This window comes from Robertmurraya sp. DFI.2.37 (assembly GCF_029211245.1).
Lineage (GTDB): Bacteria > Bacillota > Bacilli > Bacillales > Cytobacillaceae > Robertmurraya > Robertmurraya methanolica_A.
On the sequence record NZ_JARGEJ010000015.1, the window covers coordinates 40,223 to 60,004 of the forward strand.

The following is a 19,782-nucleotide window of genomic DNA, read 5'->3' on the forward strand; positions in this document are numbered from 1 at the left end:
TCTTTGTGAAATATTTCACAATATATCAGGAGGAGATTTAAATGGCTGTTAAAGAAAAGGAGTTACCAAAAGTGCAAACTGTCGCTGAAATGGTTGATCAATTAGTTCAAAACGGGCGCCGTGCTTTACAAGAATTTCGAAATTTCGATCAAGAAATGATTGATGAAATTGTGAAGCAAATGGCACTGGCAGGTTTAGATCATCATATGCCGCTGGCAAAGCTTGCCGTAGAAGAAACAGGACGTGGCGTGTATGAGGATAAAATTATCAAAAATATATTTTCCACAGAATACATTTACCACAATATTAAATACGATAAAACCGTTGGAATTATAAATGAAAACGACCATGAAGGGATCGTGGAGATTGCTGAACCTGTAGGAGTCATCGCTGGCGTGACGCCTGTTACAAACCCGACATCCACTACGATGTTCAAAGCGCTTATTGCGATTAAAACGCGAAATCCAATTATTTTCGCCTTCCACCCTTCAGCTCAAAAGTGCAGCAGTGAAGCCGCAAGAGCTTTGCGTGACGCCGCTGTTCTTGCCGGTGCGCCGGAGCATTGTATTCAATGGATTGAGAAGCCATCTTTAGATGCAACACAGCTATTAATGAACCACTCAGAAGTGTCGCTGATCTTGGCCACTGGCGGATCAGGGATGGTGAAATCAGCTTACAGTTCCGGAAAGCCAGCTCTTGGTGTCGGCCCAGGAAACGTTCCTTGCTATATTGAAAAATCGGCCGATGTCTATCGAGCTGTTAACGACCTCATTTTGTCGAAGACATTTGACAACGGCATGATTTGTGCCTCAGAACAAGCCGTTATTCTTGATCAAGAAATATACGATGCTGCGAAAGAAGAACTACGCGCACACGGCTGCTACTTTTTAAACGAAGCCGAAAAAAATAAAATTGAAAAATTAGTTATTCGCGAGCCACACGGAACGATTAACCCCGATATTGTCGGAAGACCTGCAGCTAAAATTGCCAAAATGGCTGGGGTAAATGTTCCGCTCGATACAAAAATTCTAATTGCCGAGTTAGAAGGTGTCGGTCCACAATACCCACTTTCAAGAGAGAAATTAAGTCCAATTCTCGCCTGCTATAAAGTGCAAAATCTTGAAGAGGGCTTAACTAGATGCGAACAAATGCTAGAATTTGGAGGGCTGGGACACTCCGCCGTTCTCCATTCAACAAATGAAGAAGTCATGAGAAAATTTGGTTTAAGAATGAAGGCTGGACGAATTATCGTTAATGCCCCATCTTCACAGGGAGCAATCGGAGATATTTATAATGCATACATTCCTTCCCTTACGCTTGGATGCGGTACTTATGGAGGAAATTCAGTATCAACTAACGTCGGAACGATGCATTTAATCAACATTAAAAAAGTAGCGAGAAGGAATGTCAATATGCAATGGTTTAAAGTTCCACCAAAAATTTATTTCGAGAAAAACTCCATTCAATATTTAGCAAAAATGCCCAATATTTCAAAGGCTTTAATCGTTACAGATCCAGGAATGGTGAAACTCGGATATGTGGATAAAATTCTCTATTATTTAAGAAAACGACCTGACTATGTTCATTGCGAGATTTTCTCCGATGTCGAGCCAGACCCATCCATTGAAACGGTTATGAAAGGAGCAGAATTGATGGCTTCCTTCCAACCAGATGTCATCATTGCCCTTGGCGGTGGATCTGCAATGGACGCTGCAAAAGGAATGTGGCTATTTTACGAGCACCCTGAAACAGACTTTTTTGGACTAAAACAAAAGTTTCTTGATATTCGCAAGCGGATTGTTAAATATCCAAAGCTCGGTGAAAAAGCACAATTTGTTGCCATTCCAACTACATCTGGGACCGGGTCTGAAGTAACATCTTTCTCCGTTATTACGGATAAAAGAGCAAATATTAAATACCCGCTTGCCGATTATGAATTAACACCGGATGTGGCTATTGTCGATCCACAGTTTGTCATGACTGTTCCAAAGCATGTTACAGCTGATACTGGAATGGATGTGTTAACCCATGCGATTGAGGCATACGTATCCGTTATGGCAAATGATTACACTGACGGTCTCGCCATTAAAGCCATTCAACTAGTTTTTGAATATTTACCGAGAGCATATCGCAATGGCAATGATGCCCTTGCCCGTGAAAAAATGCATAATGCGTCAACGATAGCAGGAATGGCATTTGCCAACGCCTTCCTAGGAATCAATCACAGTCTTGCGCATAAGCTAGGCGGTGAATTCCACATTGCTCACGGTCGAGCTAATGCCATTTTATTGCCGCATGTCATTCGTTATAATGCGACAAAGCCGAAGAAATTTGCATCGTTCCCTAAATATGAAAAGTTTATCGCCGACAAACGCTATGCAGAAATTGCGATGGCACTGGGACTTCCGGCCCGCACTACTGAAGAAGGAGTGGAAAGCTTAATTCAAGCAATTATTAAGCTCGCTGAAGAATTGTACATTCCACTAAAAATAAGAGATAACGGCGTCAATAAGAAGGAGTTCGAGAGCAAAGTCGAATTTCTTGCAGAAAAAGCTTTCGAGGATCAATGTACAACTGCTAATCCTAAGCTGCCATTAGTCTCTGAATTAGCTGAAATATATAAGAAAGCTTGGTAATTCGAAAAAAGGCATACAAGATTGCTACTGACTGAGAGAGGACGCCCATTACATGGGAAAGAGTCCTCTCTTTTTTTCTAATTCTTTGATGCTATTTGCTTCAAGCAAATATTGGGTTATTTTTCAAAAAATTTGTTAAAATGATCGATGAAGAAGATTACAAAAATGAGGATAGCAAACGCTAGAGCATGTTATTCGGCTTAACTAAAACTGAGGAGGAATTCGCAGATGTATGATGTAGTAATTATCGGAGCAGGCCCTGCTGGAGCAAGTGCAGGAATTTTCACAGCAAAAGCCGGCAAGAAAACAATTATTTTGGATAATGAAAAAAGCGTGACAAAGCGTGCGTGGTTAGAAAATCACTATGGTGCTCCTGCCATTTCTGGTCCTGATTTAGTCGAAACGGGTAAAGAACAGGCAAAAAAACACGGTGCTGAACTTGTCGAAGTTGAAGCAACTGAAATTAAAAAGAATGGTTCACAACTAACTGTCGTTACAGAAAGTGGTGAATACGAAGCACAGCATGTAATTTTAGCTACAGGCATGGCAGTTGATCTTGGCGAAAAATCAGGTGTTTCAACAAAACCTGGTACAGAACCGAGAATTAAAGCAATCTTTGATGTTGACCCATCTGGAAAAACAAACGTTGAAGGGATTTGGGCTGCTGGAACATGCGCAGGGGTAAGCATGCATACGATTATCACTGCTGGTGACGGAGCTAAAGTAGCGATTAATATTGTTAGTGAATTAAATGGCGAACGCTACGTAGACCACGATATTATGAAGTAAATCTATAAAAAAGAACATCAGAAAAGAGAAGTAGTTCCGTTACTATGGAGCTAAAAATAGCAGGATAAATTACAGTTTCGTAATGGCCATATCAAATGTTTAAAAAGCTTAGAACGTTTGCTCTAAGCTTTTTAAACATGTCATTTTACTCTATTAAAGCTACTATTGTTAAATAAACCTCTTATCAAATTTCATTTTAAAATAGTAGCGTTCGAGGCTCGCATCCATAAGAAAATGGAATACGTAATTAAAATAGCAATGATGACATAACTAAAGATTGAAGAACCTTGGTCTTGACCCATTAATTGTAAAGAGTTATTTAAACCGTGGAAAGCTATAGCCATGATAATGGATTGATTATTAATAATGAGTAACGATAAGACCATCCCTACAACAAATGCATATATAATTTGTAACAAGGTGTCTTCTAATGATTGCCCTCCGAGAAGCTGTAAAGAATGGGTAATAGCGAACAGGGAACTTGAAATCATAACAGCTTTTTTATACCCTTTCGATAATAGAGTAGCATAAAGCCTCTAAAAAAAATTTCTTCGATAAAAGCAACAACAAAAAGTTGTATCATAAATATTAGGAATACATCCAATAGAGAGGAAGTATTTATTCCTTTATTTCCAATAAAAACAAGCAGTAAAACCAATAGCAATGGAACACCGAAAAGAAACGTCTTTTTTATTGGTTTTAATTTCTTTACTGAAAAATAATTATTCCACTTTCCCTTTATGACTAAATAAATGTAAGTACCTACCGCCAAAGGTAAAAGTCCAATAAACTGTAATGCTGGACTAGTGGGCATTGTTATGGTTACAAACGCTCCGTTTACTGTGAAAAACAAGATTAGTAGCAATTCTAAACCAACTATTTTCAATAAAACTCTTTTGTTGACCTTTAATTTATGCTCTCCCTTCTATGTCTTTATATCTTAGCATAAATTTCCTATTTATTCTTAAGCTTGCTTTTATCAGGCTTAAATCACAAAATGAACTTGCACCTTGCCCACATACAATCACTCTGCTGAGTGCTACGCTATTTGGAGGGCGATTTAAACCTCCCAAAACCCACTTAACCTTATATAAAATAGTCTTTGTTAAATAGAATTGTTGTTAAAATGATTTTGGGCTCATTTCATGTGAAACCAAAGTTTCATATGCCTTTAAGTATAACTGAAAGGTCAGAGAGAGAATGAGCCAAAAATCAACACCGACATATAACAGAGCCATAATAAAAAAATCGAGTACGGAACCTTTGCGATTTCACACTCGATTTTCTAAACTATTAAAATTGTATCTCCTCATTATTCGAGATTCTCAAGAAAAATGCTAGATTATTGCTAACCGTTGCTATCATTCTGTTAGCTAGCTTCTAGCTACTTTATGATCACGTGCTACTAACTGCTTGCTTAACTGTTACAACTTCATATTTCCCGCCTTCTGTACCGACAATATAGTCAGGTTTCGGTTGTCCGAGGTTTGCTTTATGACCAGCAATGTGAGCGTCACTCTTCTCCCAATTCTTCCAATCTTCTTCTGACTCCCAGCGAACTTGCACAAGGACCTCTTCATCACCCCGACGTACTTTTTTAACCATTACCGTTAAATCTATAAAACCTGGTTGTTTTTCAATAATTCCTTCCTTACTGAAACGTTCCACTACTTTATCCGCATTGCCTTCAGTAACGATTGTTTTCCTCATTTGCACAAACATATTTAAGCTCTCCTTTCTACGATCCAACATTAGAAACTATAATTCCATTATAAATGATAATCATTTTCAACTACAACTAATAACACTAGCTACAAAATTGATTGAGACCTGACACAGAAAACATCAAAATTTTAAACCATGCTTTCAGCTATATCCTTCTTTTAGTCAAAAAAGCCTTTATTCTGTATGCTAAGCAATAATAGCGTTCTTCTTAACTTATTTTTATTGGATATATTTAAGAAAAAATACAATGGCATATTTCGGCTAGACAAGCATATGTATCATTTTAGGACAAAAAAATTGGAAAGGGAGTCACCATGACAGGGTTAATTTTCATTTTACTATTAGTGCTTTTTCTTCCTTTTTCGGTAAAAATGATTGAGAAAAATCTTGAGTTTTTTTTATTTTTTATGGGAATCAGTGCCGTGTGGGTAAGCGGAATATGGGAGCCTTCGTTAATCATGAAAGCAATCAAGGATCCAGTAAAAATTACCACCGCTGTTTTTATTGCTGGACTCCTGTTCAAATGGCTAAAGAATCCATTAGAAAAAATGATTAAAAAAGTAAGCGAATCGATGCCCTATCCGTTATTTTTTGCTCTTGTTGTCATTGTACTCGGCCTTCTCTCTAGCATCATTACAGCCATAATCGCTTCTCTCGTACTTGTTATCATCGTGTCTGTGCTCCGTTTACAGAGAACATCTGAAGTGAAACTAGTAATTATTACCTGCTTTTCAATCGGCCTTGGAGCTGCCCTAACGCCAATTGGAGAACCATTATCCACGATTATTGTTAGTAAATTAAATGAGGATATGTTCTTTCTATCGAAATTAATCGGCAGAGAAGTGATTCTCGGTATTATCATGATGGGGATAATTGCCGCTCTTTTTGTCCATCCACAATTTAAAAAAACTCGACTCGTCTCTGACAATCCGGAAACGTATCGAGAAATTTTCATTCGAACTGGAAAGATATACGTATTCGTCATGGGTTTGACCTTGCTAGGTGCAGGGTTTCAACCTTTAATTGATGCCTATATTCTAGGACTTCACGAAAACGTTCTGTATTGGATCAACATCATCTCATCTGTTTTAGATAACGCTACATTAGCCGCAGCAGAAATCAGTCCATCAATGAGTCATCAAACGATTAAAGCCATTCTTCTTGGTCTCATTATTAGCGGTGGGATGCTAATCCCGGGTAATATCCCAAATATCATCTCATCTGGGAAGCTTAAGATTACGAGTTCAGAATGGGCAAAATTTGGCTTGCCTTTCGGGCTTATTACGATGGCGATCTATTTTTTTGCCCTCCTCGGAGACAAGCATTTTTAAACCTTAATAGGGGGAGTTGTTCTCCCCCTATTTTTCATTTCAAGTTCGGAAATCTCCCTGGCCCCGACAGTAATTCCAATCTTAATACCCATTTAAAATAGGCCAACAAAATGAAAAAAAGGATAGGGTCCACTGCTGCCGAATGCCACAATGTCCACCAGCCATTGTAAAAATAACCCCATGGCTCAGGTAATAGCGTCAATGCTTCATAACATAAAATGGCCACTGTCCATAAAAAGATATAACGCACTTGCTCCACTCGTTTCTTCCTAAAAGGAAAAAAGCTAAGAAAGAGCATATTTACTGGGGGAATCAGGATTGTATGCGCCAATACCCCTCTCCATTCAACCTCTTTTGAAAAATACCAGTAACCATGATATTTATACTCAATCAGCATATCAAACAATCCTTGAAAGGCAATCGTGAAACTCCAAATATGCAGCGTTTGATTTTGAGTTAAACGGTTGTACTTAAATCCCAAATAATTAAAAATGACAATTGCTATCAATAATCCGATCACGGTCAACAAAACCTTTACTCTTTATTTACAGTTCTTATCCTTACTGTCTTAATATTGGCAAAGTACAGCAACGAAAAGAGCCTCCAAACTTAATCATTTCCATGAAATCCACTTCAATAACTTCATAACCTCGCAGATTCAGTTCTTTGTTTATATTTTTATTTATCGGAAGGCTAATGATCTTCTTATTTCCTAATGAAAGAATATTTGTTGCAAGCGTCGCCTGCTCCTCCTCTGAAACAGCAATTAAATCATAGCGTTTTTTCAAATCTTTTATCTTCTCCCCATGTATTTCCTCTGGATAAATGATTGCCTCGTTAGAAGAGAGAATATTAAAAACACAGTCTAAGTGGAGATAAGCATCGGAAAACGGCACTTCAATGATGTTAAAATTAGGAAGAAAGCTCTGCAATTGTCTAGCTGCTTCCGTGTTCGTTCGATTGCTTATCCCTACATACACGGTTTCTCCATCTATCATTACATCTCCGCCTTCAATTTTACCTTTCGCAATGGTTTGATAAGGAATAGCTGCTTCTGTAAGCTGCTCCTTTAAATAGTTTTCTTCCCCTTGGCGAATATAATTTTCGATGTTTGCTACAAAAAAGTCTTCTCCTAAAACAAAGCCTGTATCACGTGTAAAAACTTGCTCTGGAAACTGCTTGACTGCCGGCAATGAAATGACTTCTATGCCGCAAGTCTTCAATGTTGACACAAAGTGATGATGCTCCTTTATCGCCAGATCGATACTTACGTTCATTGACTCCGGCTGCATGAGAAACTTTGGCTCGCACACAAGAACTTTTTTTAACGGATCATACTCATTAAAACAGCTAATTTTCGACATAAAAAAACTCCTTTTATCGTTCGTGCTACTAATGTAACCAAACTTCAAAGGAGTTATTAGAAGATTTTAGGTAAAAATTAATTTGAGCTTTCTTTTTGTGACGTGGAAAAAGGTTGACTGCTGCTACTCTCAGAATCAACATACAATTTTCTACTTGGGATTGAAAGCAGTACTGATTCTTCTTCAAGAATTTCCAATATAGAAAAGTTAATTTCTTCTTTAACAGCAAGAAACTCTCCCCAAATAGTCGTGTTTGTAAAGAAATATAAAAATATCCCCAACCCATTTTCAGTAAACTGATCGAATTTCACAAAAATCGTTTCTTTATGAACACCCTTATGGTTTTCCAAATACGCTTCAATTTTGTCAACCACTGCTTGAAGCCTTTCTTTTGGGGTATCATGCATAACCCGTAACTGGAACGTAATTTGCCGTTTCCCCATTTCACTCCAGTTCGTAATATTTTCATTTGCCAACGTAGCATTCGGAACAGTTACTACCGCTTGAGCAAAGGTTCGCACACGAGTGCTTCGAAAAGTAATTTCCTCAACCGTTCCTTCGACACTTGGCGTCATAATCCAATCACCAATCGAAAAGGGCTTCTCTGTAATAATCACGATTCCCCCAAATAGGTTGGCAAGAGCATCTTTGGCCGCTAGTGAGAAGGCTAATCCCCCTAATCCTAAACCAGCCACTAAGCCACTCACCTCGTATTCAAACACTTGAGCAATCATGCTGAAGCTTATAACGACAACTACTACTCGTATTGCTTTCGATAAAAATGGGATTAAAATTTCATCTATTTCCATATTGAATTGTTTATTCATTTTTGTAAGTAACAGGGATGAACTTGAGGAGAGATTATACAATCCCCAGCTAAAGAAAAAAATGATCGATGCTTTAAAAATTTTTAGAAAAAGACCTTGATCCGCTTTTAAATATGGAAAAACATCAATAGCTATATATGCTCCCAAAACGAGAAATAACCACTGTATCGGTTTCTCAAACGAAAGGAATACACGGGAGAGAAATTCTGTTGGTGCCTTTTTACTCATTTTCATTAGAAGAGAAAACACATATTTCGCGAATAGTTTTCTAAAGATTAAAAAGAGCAGAAAGATCCCTATGGAAATGCCTACATCCAATAGAAAATCATATTCCAACAATTGTTTCCAACGTATCATACATCAACTTCCTTGTCATACTTCTGTTCATCCCATTATTTTAACGTAAACCATCATTGTTGTCGAAAAATAGATCACTTCCACTCGTCAATGGAGATCAACTCCGTTGTTGAATCGGCTTCTATCTCAAGATCTGGCGGAATACGTACTAACAAAATCGGACCGTCTATTTGGAATTCAGAATTGTACTTTTTATTTCCAGTAAATTGCTCGATCGTAAATTCATTCATGACAATAGACGTTTTCAATTTTTGATATTCCGGATAGACAATCGTAAGCGTCCCATCTTTCAGTTGAACAGCTGGTAAAACAATTTCTTCTGCAACATCTAGCTTTGCGATCGAAAAGCTACCATACGCAAGAACATCCATTTTCTGATCATCTTCCGTTTTTCTTTCAATATAAACAGAGGAACTTTCATCACCGTAGGAAGAAGTTACTCTTACCTTCTCTCCTTCTATCGGAAAACTATCTTCCTTAAGAAGGAGGTTCGAGCCTTTAGCGTAAATTTCTCCACTGTATAGCATCTCATATAGATCATCTCTCGGTCTGTCCGTTATCTCCGGTTCATCTGATTTAATAAAGAAGGCAGCAACAACAGATAGAAGTAGTACCCCGATATATACAACTAAAAGCCAATGGGTTACTTTCTTTTTAACCCGAACGATAAAAAAGAGCAGCGGTAGTGCAACTATGACAGCCATTGGGATAAGTGCAGCGAAAGTCATCGTCTTACCTCCATTCGATTGAGAATAGCAATTGATGCAAAGAAGAGTACCGCAGTCGTAATCAACGTCTTAATCGCAAACAGGACCATCGATGACTCTAAAAAATAAAATTGAAACAGTATCCAGCAGCATGGCATCTCTTTGCATAAATCCATCATAAAACAAGGAACCAATTACAATAACAGGGATTAATAAAGCGAAGCCTTTATGAATTTGAACTAACGTACCGACGAAATAGCCGATCGAGCTAATCCAAAAAACATAGAGTAAGCTCACTGTTATCCCGATCATCATTTCACTCGTCATAACGGAAGCAATATATAAATCTTCTTTTAAAAGAAAATAGGCGACGGTTTGGATTAAAAAGCGCGATAGAACGGCAGTAAACGCCCCTAACAAGCTCGCAGAGAGTAAAAAAAGGATGTTGGAGAGACTGCTGCTCATACGATTCGTCACAAATGTGAAATCTTGATTTCGATAAGGCTTTGTTGTAATCGTAATCGCCGTTACAAAAATCCAAATAAACGTAAAAATAATCACAAGGTCAGCAGAGTAAAACTTCAATTCAAAGTGATACCCATCTGAGGTCCCCATTGAAGATGAACCACCGCCAAGAGAAAATAAAAACGCAATAAATTGGATGCCAACGAGGGAACTAAATGCATCTATATAAGCTTTCATTTTAAAAGCGTACTGTTTTTTCACCGTTTCCACTAAACTAACGTTCGAAGACATCATCGATTCCCCCTTTCGTATCATTCGTGAGATAGACGCATAGATCGCTAGCCTTTACAGGTATAAATTCTACTCCGCCTCTTAGCGCCTCCTCTTTATTCTCTTTTGTAAAATCATCTCTGACAACAGCGTACAATGTGTCTTTTCCTACTTGGCGCTGAAAGATACAGTTGCGCTCTACAAGCCACTTTTGCACGACAGTAGAAGCTCCTTGAAGAGCAATTGCCCATTCTTTTAAGTCGGAAATAGACTCATGTAGCAGTGTTTTCCCATTTTTAATAAGCAGCACGTCCTCAAGAATATCCTCAATTTCATTTAAATGGTGACTGGAAATTAAAATGGTTCGCGGGTGAGCAAGATAATCCTTCATAAGAGCACGGTAGAAATCCTTTCTTACTGCCTCATCCATTCCTGTTGTAGGCTCATCTAATATCGTCACTGAACATCTGGAAGCCAGGCCAATGATCATATTAAACGTGCTTGTTCTCCCTTTTGAGAGTGTCTGGTGATAATGACTCGGATCAAAACTGAAATATTGTAAAAGACGTTGCGCAAGTTCCATATCCCAATTTGGGTAGAAGCTTTGGGCCACCTCTAGTAATTCATGAAGCTGTAGAGCAGGCGGGAAAAACATTTGGTCGTCAACTAAGATGGTGTTTGCTGACGTGTAAAGATTATTAAATGGATGCTGTTCGAATACTCTCACTTCACCGGATGTTTCTTTAATTAAACCAGCAAGTATTTTCACAAGGGTTGTTTTTCCGACCCCATTTCGACCAATCAGCCCTGTAATCTTATTTTCCTCAATGGTAAATGTAAGTCCGTTAAGGACATTTTTGCGAAAATATGCTTTTGTTAAACCGTTGCATTCAATCACATTCATTGACTTCCCTCCTTCTTTCGTGCGGCCTTAATCATCTCTAGTAATTCAGATTCCTTTATACTCAAGCGTTCAGCTTCGAGAACTAGCTCCTGAATAAGCTGCTTTAGCGTACCACTTCTCCGTTTATGCACAATCGCTTCCTTCGCATTCGTTGCTACAAACATGCCTAACCCCCTCTTTTTATAAAGAATTTGCTCATCTGCTAAAAGGTTGAGCCCTTTTGCTGCCGTAGCTGGATTAATCGTGAACATCTCTGCTAGCTGATATTGAGAATACACCTTCTCATCACTTTGAAAGTGACCGTTTAAGATTTCAGTTTCAATCCATTCGGCAATTTGGACGTATATTGGCTTTGTATCATCTGGGTTTAAAATCATGGCCTCCTCCTTTCTAAATTAGTACATTACTGATGTAATGTACTATATTATAATTAGCTCATTATTTCAAGTGTTTAACGAAAACTAATGATATCTCCTAGTAAGACTGCAAAAATAAACGAGCATCAGATTGGTAAATTTTTTCCTAATGGCTCAATGAATCATTTAATGGTACAGTTAGAGGAATACTTAAAAACAAGTAGGTGGACATATGATCGAAGTTAAAACATCGCCGCTCAGCAATGGAGAATTCAATAGAGGAGTTTTTGCGACAAGAGATATAAAAAAAGGTACGCTTCTTCATGAAGCACCCGTTATTTCATACCCAAATGATCAGCATGAGCATATCGAAAAAACGCTTCTTGCCGATTACGCTTTTGAGTATGGAAAAAACCATTCAGCCATTCTGTTAGGTTATGGAATGCTTTTCAATCATTCTTATGAACCGAATGCCATTTATGAGATTAATTTTGAAAATCACACTTTTGAGTTCTTTGCTTTTAAAGACATCAAAGCTGGAGATGAAATATTAATTAATTACAACGGTGATGTCGATGACAAAGAACGATTATGGTTTGATCAAGGCTAAAATCTAAAGGAGTAAGTATGACTAAACGATGGACAATTACTGAAATTGATAAATTTGTACAAAATCATTCGGAAAGTACACTACTTTCGACCGAGTACCATGGTTTTTCACAAAAGTTGCAATTTAAATGTGCCTGTGGCAGCCATTTCGAAAAAACATTTACAAAGTTTAAAAACAATCATCAGCGGAAATGTGAAATATGCCAACCGCCAAAACCTTCACGCTAACAAAAGAATGGAGTTGATTCTATGAGCAAAGGAAAAGGTGGAACAGGTCGCGGAACAGGGAAAAAGGGCTGGACTCGCTGGCAGGCTAGTGCAAACAAAACAAAAAGTGCGAAGCCTTATAAAAGTAAAGGAACGAAGATTCGAAAGGAAAACTCAGAGTAAACCGTTATCACATAAAAGACAAATTCCGTTTGACATCAATTCAAAAATCAATTATTTTTAAAGTACTAATAACGAGAGGGTGACCCAATAAACATGAAGTTCTAATCCTATTTTTCGAAAAGACGAATTGAAGGTTTCAAAAAACACAGCTGACTCGGCTGCTTTTTGTGTTGTCTTCAATTTAGATTTTCAGAATAGGATTGGTTTTCCTGTTGTTGTCCTCACAACGACAACTTCTTTGCGCAGCCATGCGCCTCCTATTCTGAATATAGGAGGCGTTTTTTGTCTCCTCATACTTTTGCAATGGAGATGATCGTATGCTTTTAGAAGCGATTGGCATAAAGTTTTATATCAAGGATCAACTACTATTAGATATTGAGCGCATTCAAGTTAATCAAGGCGAGCGCATCGGCCTAATTGGCAAAAACGGAACTGGGAAGACCACTTTATTAGAGGTGATCGCAGGAAAAAAACAGGCTGATGAAGGAATGATCCAACTGAATAGCACATGTGAGCTTTTACCTCAGCTCAAACGTTCTAACACCACTAAAAGTGGTGGTGAAGTGACGCAAGAATATATTATTGAGGCACTGGCGAGTAATCCGGAAATATTATTAGCAGATGAACCGACTACCCATTTAGATACAGAGCATATTGAATGGTTAGAAAAAAAGTTGAGAGACTGGCAAGGCGCCATCCTCTTGGTATCCCATGACAGAGCCTTTTTAGATACCCTTTGCACCTCGATTTGGGAGCTTGAAAATGGTCGCATTAAAGTGTATAACGGCAATTACTCTGACTATTTGGAGCAGAAGGAGCTTGAATTGCGGAGCCATGCGGCAGCTTATGAAAAATTTGAACAAAAGAAAAAACAATTGGAAGAAGCATTGATTTTAAAAGAAAAGAAGGCAGCTCGCGCAACAAAAGCACCGAAAAAAGGAATTGAATCGAAAAAGGCAAAGCCGTATTTTGCCAAAAAACAAAAAAAGTTGCAAGCAGTTGCGAAATCAATTGAAACGAGATTGGAAAAACTTGAAAAGGTGGAAAAAATCAAGGAAACTCCCCCCATACAGATGGCATTGCCTAACGAAGAAGCGTTCACTGGCAGAACGATCCTCCGTGTCCTCAATGTAGCAGGAGGGTTTGCCAACCGTGTTCTCTGGAAAAAGGCGAGCTTTGAGGTGCGCGGCGGTGACAAACTAGCCATCGTTGGAGCAAATGGAAGCGGGAAAACGACGTTGCTGAAGAAAATCATTGAACAAGACGTCGGAATCACGCTTTCACCCGCTGTAAAATATGGTTATTTCAGTCAAACAATCGATCTCTTAGATTCTGAAAAGTCGATTTTGGAAAATGTGCAAATTTCATCTGAGCAAACAGAGACCTTCATCCGTATCGTTTTAGCACGGCTCCATTTTTTCCGGGAGGATGTTTACAAGCAAGTTAAAGTTCTTAGTGGCGGGGAACGTGTCAAAGTCGCCCTCGCCAAATTATTCGTCAGTAATATTAATACACTAATTCTGGACGAACCAACTAACTTTCTTGACATCGAGGCCGTTGAAGCTTTGGAGTCTTTGCTGATGGAATATAGAGGAACGATTATTTTCGTCTCCCACGACCGCCGCTTTATTGAAAAAATTGCAACAAGAATATTGACGATAGAAAATGAAGAGCTCCATGTATTCGAAGGCACTTATCAGCAATACAAAAATTATGAGCCACGCTCAGAAGAAGAAGATAATCTTCTCCTTCTGGAAACGAAAATCACTGAGGTATTGAGCAGGTTAAGCATTGAACCGAGCGCTGAACTCGAACAAGAATTTCAAAGATTGCTAGCTATTAAAAGAAAAGCGTTAGAGAAGTAAAAACAACAGCACAGGGCAAAAAACGCCCCTGCGATGATAAGGAAAATCGCTCTCCTTCATGCTCTTCGTTGTCTGAACAATTATTGACTGTCTTTCGGCAACTTACGGTGCAATCCACTTATGGATGCTTCAGGTAATTAATCGATGAATCACCTTAACTTATAACAAAAACAAAGGTGATCGGGAAATCCGTCCGATCACCTTTATTTGACCAAAAGTCTATTATTCATGATATTGCTACCGCTGATTCATCCGTCCAGCCTTTACAGACATCAACCCAATCCTCTGCTCCTGCGTATTCTTGAATTTCTTCACACGAAAGTTCAATCGCTGAATTTATGCTCCCGCATGCTGGAAATAAGGTGTCAAAGCGTTTCATCGAAACATCGAGATAAACATCCAAATTATTCGCTAAACCGAAAGGACAAACTCCACCGATCTTATGTCCAGTTTGTGCAAATACTTCGTCAGGAGAGAGCATCCGAGCCTTAAAACCAAAAGTCTGGCGAAACTTTTTGTTGTCTATTTTCGCATCTCCAGCAGCGACCACAAGAATCGCTTGCTTCCCTTCACCTCGAAAGGAAATGGTTTTGGCAATCCTAGCTGGAATGACTCCAATGGCTTCCGCAGCCATATCAACAGTTGCACTCGATTGTTCAAAAATTTGCACATCTTTGTCCCTATTCCATTTCTTAAAATGTTCTAATACACTTTCTAATGACATCGAGTTCCCTCCCAGCTTTTTACCATATAATAACACGCTTTAACGCAGTGAAGCAATCGTTATCAACCATTATTGCTTAACGGCCAAACAATCTACTCCAAAATCCCCTTTTCACTTGCGTGTCAGCTTTTTCACTTAATAACGGCTCTTGCTCTTCCTCTTTTTCTATTAATACTCCTTTTTCCTTTGCTTCCTTAATCCAACTCGGAAATTCATTCAGAAGCATATCGTAGAGCTGTTCATCAGAGATGGCATCGACATCTTCAATATGAATAAAGTTCGCATTATCCACAAATCGACCTTCGAGTGTATCTATTTTTCGTAAAAAATCAAAATTCCCATTACCAATCCCAACAAATTGCCAAAATAGTGGTTTAATAGATGTCCCTTCAATGATTGGTTTAATCGATCTTTTACATCCACCATCATTAATAAAAACGATAAAGGCAGGGTCATCACTTATCTCTTCCTTCGTATATTTCTTGACAACATCCTTCATCACAGGTGGTTCATCGTTTCTACCAAATTTATGTATCAGCTCATTCTCTAGAATGTACCGATTGACATATCCTTCGAAATCTCTTTCCGTTACCGGGTTCAATCTCGAAAACTCGTTATCATACACCCATACATCCAAAGCACCATCATCATCAAATTGTGACGCAACCGCAAGTATGCGCTCCACCACTTTTTGAACCGTACCATTATTGTATAAAGTTCGCATTGAACCTGTAATATCCAGAACCAATCCGACTCGAGCTCTCACTGTCGTCAGTTTCTTTTTTTCCAAAATGATTTTTACCGTTTTCTTTTGCAAGTCAATTGTCGCCATTTTACTCCTCCTCCCATATTTCTTCTATCATAGCGCAAAGTAAAATAAAGGGATTTAAGTAGTGATAATTTGATGCTTTTTTCCTAGAAAAATTATAACCAGCTTTCTGGAGTTAAAAATACTACGACAACAACACAAATAAATATAAACGCAAGCAAGATTAATAGTTTCATTAGCCCTTTTTTACTCAGGCCATTATTTTCAGTCGATTCTTTTCGCGTGATCATTAGTCCAATGATGATTCCAATGATGACAATCGCTAGCAGAAAGTAACCTCCCATGACATAAATCCCTCCAATCTAGTAGATTCTTGAATAAACAACGAATGAGATAAATATTGTACAGATAATTAATGCCGTTAAAATATGCAGTAATTCATTAGCAGCCAATATAAAAAATTCTATTTGCAAACCTAAATTAAAAATAATTAAGTACACTATTAAAGCAATTACAGAAAAGAACATCCCTTTTTCTCTTATCAGCTTCATCCGCTCATCTTTCTGCAAAAAATGTGGTGAGAGATAGCTTAAGCAAAAGCACATTACTGCGAGCGCAAACATTAATAAAAAGCTTGTATTAAACGGTTCATCTGCCACAAGATTGGTAACTATTAGCAAACCTCCAATGGCAATAAAGAACAGACCGAGAATTAAAAATAAGATTCTATTGTTTCGCATCTTTTTTCCCCCTTTTCTCTTCTTCAAAAACAAATAATTCCTCAATTGTAGTATTAAACGTTTTAGCAAGCAGAAATGCAAGTGGAAGCGAAGGCGAGTATTTCCCCTTTTCAATCGAAATAATCGTCTGTCTTGAAACCCCTAATTTTTCAGCTAAACGATCTTGGGACAAGCCAAATTTTTTTCGATATTCAACTACATGATTTTTCAATAACAACCACCTACCCTACTTTTAGTATAAATGTAAAAGAAACTTTACGTCAAGTTCCCTTTACATTCAATCAAAAAAAAGTTCAGAGCTTTGACAACTCTAAACTCAAGAATATCCGGGGTAATCAAGGTTTTCTTATAACAATTCCTTTATACGTTTCATGACTGAATGAATCGTTAACCGATGAAATGAAATGAGCTCGCCTTTAAATACAACTGCGAAAATCCCATAAGGAGTTGGCGACAGCTCCATTAACTCAGCCCTATCTTTAAAATCGATCATTTCCACATCTAGTCCTAATTTTTGCGCTCCTATTTTTATATTTTCGGTCGCAACCTCAACATAAGGACATTGAAAAGAGCGTAATATCGTAAGATCAGTGAATTTCTTTAACCTCTCATCCCAATTGGTTGGGAAGACTGGCAGTGGTGCGTGATCAGCAAACTGATATACGAGTAACTCAAAGTTATAAGGAGCTGTGTCCACTAATGTGAAACCATTTTTCAAAAAAATGTCCTTGCTTGGTGTCCAGGAAGTGTGGGAGTTGGTCACTACAACTACACCATATTTAGACTCTTTTTTGGCATCTTCAAGGCATCTATGAAGCAATTTACTGCCGTAGCCTTTACCTGTTTTGCTTACCCATAAGCAATGGATCACTAAATAGTTATCAGCATGAACAACTCTGGAAGAATGTTGTGCTTCCGTATATTCAATAAAACCGACTTGTTTCTTATGTTCAAGTAACTGAATATATTTTAATCCTTCTTCAAATTGGGCATTCAACCACTTATTTTTATTTATGTATCCCATTGATTTCTTCTTGCTTCTTAAACAATAGCTCCCCATTCCTTCGAGAAATTCTCCGTCTAATTCTATCAATTCCAAATGGGACTCCTTTTTAGGCAACCGGTGTCCCATTTGGAACCTCCTCATCGATACTCAACAGCACGACATCATCTGCCTCTGGAACTCCCCCAAGTACTAATACTTCTGATTTAAAACCGGCAATTCTCCGCGGAGGAAAATTGACTACCGCTACTATTTGTCGTCCGATGATCTGTTCAGGGGTATACCGTTTCGTAATTTGTGCAGATGAACGTTTGATTCCTAGTTCACCAAAATCGATTTCCAATTTAAGCGCTGGCTTTCGTGCCTCTGGAAACGGCTCCGCTTTTACTATCGTACCAACGCGCAAATCCAACTTCATAAAATCTTCAATCGTTGCCATTTTTATCTCCTCCTATGACTTTCATTTTAATGAAGTGAGCAAAATGAAGCAATATTATGACCATTTTATCGCATAATAGAGATTGAGGTGAAATCATGTACAAGTTATTATCACATAATGATTTAGATGGGGTTGGATGCGGAATCCTTGCGAAACTGGCCTTTGGCAAGGACGTACAGGTTCGTTACAACTCAATTGCTGCATTAAATCGGGAAGTGGAATTATTTTTTGAGAATGATGATCCAGAAACGGTTCTTTTTATAACAGACTTATCTATTAATGAAAAAAATGAAAAAAACATAGAAGCCTTTTTTCAATCAGGGGGAAAAGTGCAGCTTATTGACCACCACAAAACATCCTTAAATTATAATCAGTATGATTGGGGGAACGTTATCGTTGAAGATGACGATGGGAAGCTTACTTCAGCAACCTCCCTTTTTTATCACTATTTGATCGAAAAAGGCCATTTATCGAAAACAGAAGCGTTGGACGAATTTGTTGAACTTGTTCGCCAGTATGATACATGGGAATGGGAAAAGAACGATAATCAGCAAGCTCAACGCCTTAACGCACTCTTCTTCCTTGTTTCAATTGATGAGTTTGAGAAAAAGATGCTTGAGCGCCTTAAATCATTTGATCATTTTCAATTTGATGATTTTGAGAAAAAAATTCTAGATATGGAAGAGGGGAAAATTGAGCGCTACATTCGCCGAAAAAGAAGGGAGATCGTTCAAGCACAAATCAACGATCATTTTGCTGGTGTCGTCTATGCTGAATCCTACCATTCTGAGCTTGGAAACGAACTAGGCAAAGAATATCCACACTTAGATTATATCGCTATTATCAATATGGGTGGCAAACGATTGGGCTTTCGTACGATTCATGATCATATAGACGTTTCGAAGATTGCAGAAAAATTAGGTGGGGGCGGACATGCAAAAGCAGCCGGATGCACGCTGACTGAAAATGCCTATAAGTTGTATGTTAGCAACACCTTTCAACTTGAGCCCCTGCATGAGGATGCAAAAAATAACCGTTATAACGTCAAGGGGGTCTCCTTTGGAACACTGTATTTAAATCGCCGCGAAGATCATTTTTTCATACATTCAAACACAAATTCTGAATGGATAATCGAAAAAAATCGCAGGCAATTAGCTCAAACATTCTCCAGCTTTACAGAAGCTGAGAAATTTCTTAAACGTACTGAAGCTTGCTGGTTAACAGATGACGATCATTTTGTAAACTATTTAAAAAATGAAGTGAAAAAACGAAAATGAGGGTTTTTCTATTGGAAACCCTCATTCTTACGAATATTTGACCCTATTTTTGAACGCAAGCAAGCATAATCATACGGGCTTATTAGTCATTTCTGCCTTTCAAAGGCAAAAATGGCTTTGAATTAAACTTGCAAAATTAGATATATCAGCGATTTTTTTCATATATCGGCGAAAAATGAAATATATCGGCGAAAATCGGAATATATCAGCGAAACACCAAAATCACAACCAAAAG

Annotated in this window: 25 protein-coding genes; 8 read left to right on the plus strand and 17 right to left on the minus strand. The window is 38.1% G+C overall.

Annotated features, from left to right (window positions below; genetic code table 11):
- The first annotated feature begins 41 nt into the window (after positions 1-41).
- Together adhE and PZE06_RS10420 are read left to right on the plus strand one after the other, a co-directional pair.
- The gene (gene adhE, locus PZE06_RS10415) at positions 42-2,636 is read left to right on the plus strand and encodes a bifunctional acetaldehyde-CoA/alcohol dehydrogenase (RefSeq protein WP_150915629.1); all 2,595 of its coding nucleotides are present in this window, start codon (positions 42-44) and stop codon (positions 2,634-2,636) included.
- Positions 2,637-2,864: 228 nt separating this feature from the next.
- The gene (locus tag PZE06_RS10420; RefSeq protein WP_137744413.1) at positions 2,865-3,425 is read left to right on the plus strand and encodes an FAD-dependent oxidoreductase; all 561 of its coding nucleotides are present in this window, start codon (positions 2,865-2,867) and stop codon (positions 3,423-3,425) included.
- A gap of 191 nt (positions 3,426-3,616) precedes the next feature.
- Here PZE06_RS10420 and PZE06_RS10425 read toward each other — a convergent pair whose 3' ends face one another.
- The 3 genes from PZE06_RS10425 to PZE06_RS10435 form a co-directional block, all read right to left on the minus strand.
- Positions 3,617-3,916, minus strand: a complete 300-nt coding sequence (locus PZE06_RS10425; RefSeq protein WP_225310674.1) for a CPBP family glutamic-type intramembrane protease — start codon at positions 3,914-3,916, stop codon at positions 3,617-3,619.
- Positions 3,913-4,311 carry a hypothetical protein gene (locus tag PZE06_RS10430; RefSeq protein ID WP_225310675.1) on the minus strand — a complete coding sequence of 133 codons (399 nt, stop codon included), beginning with the start codon at positions 4,309-4,311 and terminating at the stop codon, positions 3,913-3,915. The genes PZE06_RS10425 and PZE06_RS10430 overlap by 4 nt, the downstream gene beginning before the upstream one ends.
- 509 nt (positions 4,312-4,820) lie before the next feature.
- Positions 4,821-5,147, minus strand: coding sequence for an antibiotic biosynthesis monooxygenase (locus PZE06_RS10435; RefSeq protein ID WP_137744415.1), 327 nt, complete (start codon positions 5,145-5,147; stop codon positions 4,821-4,823).
- 317 nt (positions 5,148-5,464) lie between these two features.
- Between PZE06_RS10435 and PZE06_RS10440 the strand changes: the two genes are divergently transcribed.
- Positions 5,465-6,481: a DUF1646 family protein gene (locus PZE06_RS10440; protein ID WP_137744416.1), complete on the plus strand. Its 1,017-nt coding sequence runs from the start codon at positions 5,465-5,467 to the stop codon at positions 6,479-6,481.
- 34 nt (positions 6,482-6,515) lie between these two features.
- Here PZE06_RS10440 and PZE06_RS10445 read toward each other — a convergent pair whose 3' ends face one another.
- From PZE06_RS10445 to PZE06_RS10475, 7 genes are all read right to left on the minus strand, one after another.
- Positions 6,516-7,001 (minus strand): hypothetical protein, encoded by a 486-nt coding sequence (locus PZE06_RS10445; protein ID WP_095311707.1) that lies wholly within the window; start codon positions 6,999-7,001, stop codon positions 6,516-6,518.
- 40 nt (positions 7,002-7,041) lie between these two features.
- Positions 7,042-7,845, minus strand: coding sequence for a dimethylarginine dimethylaminohydrolase family protein (locus PZE06_RS10450; RefSeq protein WP_150915628.1), 804 nt, complete (start codon positions 7,843-7,845; stop codon positions 7,042-7,044).
- Positions 7,846-7,922: 77 nt separating this feature from the next.
- The gene (locus PZE06_RS10455) at positions 7,923-9,026 is read right to left on the minus strand and encodes a mechanosensitive ion channel family protein (protein WP_150915667.1); all 1,104 of its coding nucleotides are present in this window, start codon (positions 9,024-9,026) and stop codon (positions 7,923-7,925) included.
- Between the two features lie 77 nt (positions 9,027-9,103).
- The gene (locus PZE06_RS10460; protein ID WP_150915627.1) at positions 9,104-9,757 is read right to left on the minus strand and encodes a hypothetical protein; all 654 of its coding nucleotides are present in this window, start codon (positions 9,755-9,757) and stop codon (positions 9,104-9,106) included.
- A 69-nt stretch (positions 9,758-9,826) separates the two neighbouring features.
- Positions 9,827-10,495 (minus strand): hypothetical protein, encoded by a 669-nt coding sequence (locus PZE06_RS10465; RefSeq protein WP_150915626.1) that lies wholly within the window; start codon positions 10,493-10,495, stop codon positions 9,827-9,829.
- A complete protein-coding gene (locus PZE06_RS10470) occupies positions 10,476-11,375 on the minus strand; it encodes an ATP-binding cassette domain-containing protein (RefSeq protein WP_150915625.1) in 900 nt (299 codons plus the stop codon). The genes PZE06_RS10465 and PZE06_RS10470 overlap by 20 nt, the downstream gene beginning before the upstream one ends.
- Positions 11,372-11,752 carry a GntR family transcriptional regulator gene (locus tag PZE06_RS10475; protein ID WP_137744420.1) on the minus strand — a complete coding sequence of 127 codons (381 nt, stop codon included), beginning with the start codon at positions 11,750-11,752 and terminating at the stop codon, positions 11,372-11,374. Before PZE06_RS10475 ends, PZE06_RS10470 begins: the two co-directional genes overlap by 4 nt.
- A 211-nt stretch (positions 11,753-11,963) precedes the next feature.
- Here PZE06_RS10475 and PZE06_RS10480 point away from each other — a divergent pair, with 211 nt between their 5' ends.
- The 4 genes from PZE06_RS10480 (at position 11,964) to PZE06_RS10495 (ending at position 14,595) form a co-directional block, all read left to right on the plus strand.
- Entirely contained in the window at positions 11,964-12,341 is a 378-nt protein-coding gene (locus PZE06_RS10480) for an SET domain-containing protein (protein WP_150915624.1), read from the plus strand.
- A 17-nt stretch (positions 12,342-12,358) separates the two neighbouring features.
- On the plus strand, positions 12,359-12,568 hold the full coding sequence (locus tag PZE06_RS10485) for a hypothetical protein (RefSeq protein WP_150915623.1): 210 nt from the start codon (positions 12,359-12,361) through the stop codon (positions 12,566-12,568).
- Between the two features lie 21 nt (positions 12,569-12,589).
- Positions 12,590-12,730, plus strand: coding sequence for a DUF3934 family protein (locus tag PZE06_RS10490; protein WP_150915622.1), 141 nt, complete (start codon positions 12,590-12,592; stop codon positions 12,728-12,730).
- Between the two features lie 317 nt (positions 12,731-13,047).
- Positions 13,048-14,595, plus strand: coding sequence for a Vga family ABC-F type ribosomal protection protein (locus PZE06_RS10495; RefSeq protein WP_150915621.1), 1,548 nt, complete (start codon positions 13,048-13,050; stop codon positions 14,593-14,595).
- Between the two features lie 226 nt (positions 14,596-14,821).
- On the opposite strand, the gene PZE06_RS10500 is transcribed toward PZE06_RS10495, so the two are convergent.
- From PZE06_RS10500 to csaA, 7 genes are all read right to left on the minus strand, one after another.
- Complete coding sequence (locus PZE06_RS10500) at positions 14,822-15,319, minus strand: YbaK/EbsC family protein (RefSeq protein ID WP_150915620.1); 498 nt, start codon at positions 15,317-15,319, stop codon at positions 14,822-14,824.
- Positions 15,320-15,395: 76 nt separating this feature from the next.
- Positions 15,396-16,151 carry a vWA domain-containing protein gene (locus PZE06_RS10505; RefSeq protein WP_150915619.1) on the minus strand — a complete coding sequence of 252 codons (756 nt, stop codon included), beginning with the start codon at positions 16,149-16,151 and terminating at the stop codon, positions 15,396-15,398.
- A gap of 92 nt (positions 16,152-16,243) precedes the next feature.
- Positions 16,244-16,432, minus strand: coding sequence for a hypothetical protein (locus tag PZE06_RS10510; protein ID WP_095311651.1), 189 nt, complete (start codon positions 16,430-16,432; stop codon positions 16,244-16,246).
- An 18-nt stretch (positions 16,433-16,450) separates the two neighbouring features.
- A complete protein-coding gene (locus tag PZE06_RS10515) occupies positions 16,451-16,828 on the minus strand; it encodes a permease (RefSeq protein WP_095311649.1) in 378 nt (125 codons plus the stop codon).
- Entirely contained in the window at positions 16,815-17,039 is a 225-nt protein-coding gene (locus PZE06_RS10520) for a helix-turn-helix transcriptional regulator (RefSeq protein ID WP_095311647.1), read from the minus strand. The genes PZE06_RS10515 and PZE06_RS10520 overlap by 14 nt, the downstream gene beginning before the upstream one ends.
- Positions 17,040-17,174: 135 nt before the next feature.
- On the minus strand, positions 17,175-17,960 hold the full coding sequence (locus tag PZE06_RS10525) for a GNAT family N-acetyltransferase (protein WP_150915618.1): 786 nt from the start codon (positions 17,958-17,960) through the stop codon (positions 17,175-17,177).
- Entirely contained in the window at positions 17,941-18,270 is a 330-nt protein-coding gene (gene csaA / locus PZE06_RS10530) for a chaperone CsaA (RefSeq protein WP_095311642.1), read from the minus strand. The genes PZE06_RS10525 and csaA overlap by 20 nt, the downstream gene beginning before the upstream one ends.
- A gap of 95 nt (positions 18,271-18,365) precedes the next feature.
- Here csaA and PZE06_RS10535 point away from each other — a divergent pair, with 95 nt between their 5' ends.
- Entirely contained in the window at positions 18,366-19,547 is a 1,182-nt protein-coding gene (locus tag PZE06_RS10535; RefSeq protein ID WP_150915617.1) for a DHH family phosphoesterase, read from the plus strand.
- The last annotated feature ends 235 nt before the right edge of the window (positions 19,548-19,782 follow it).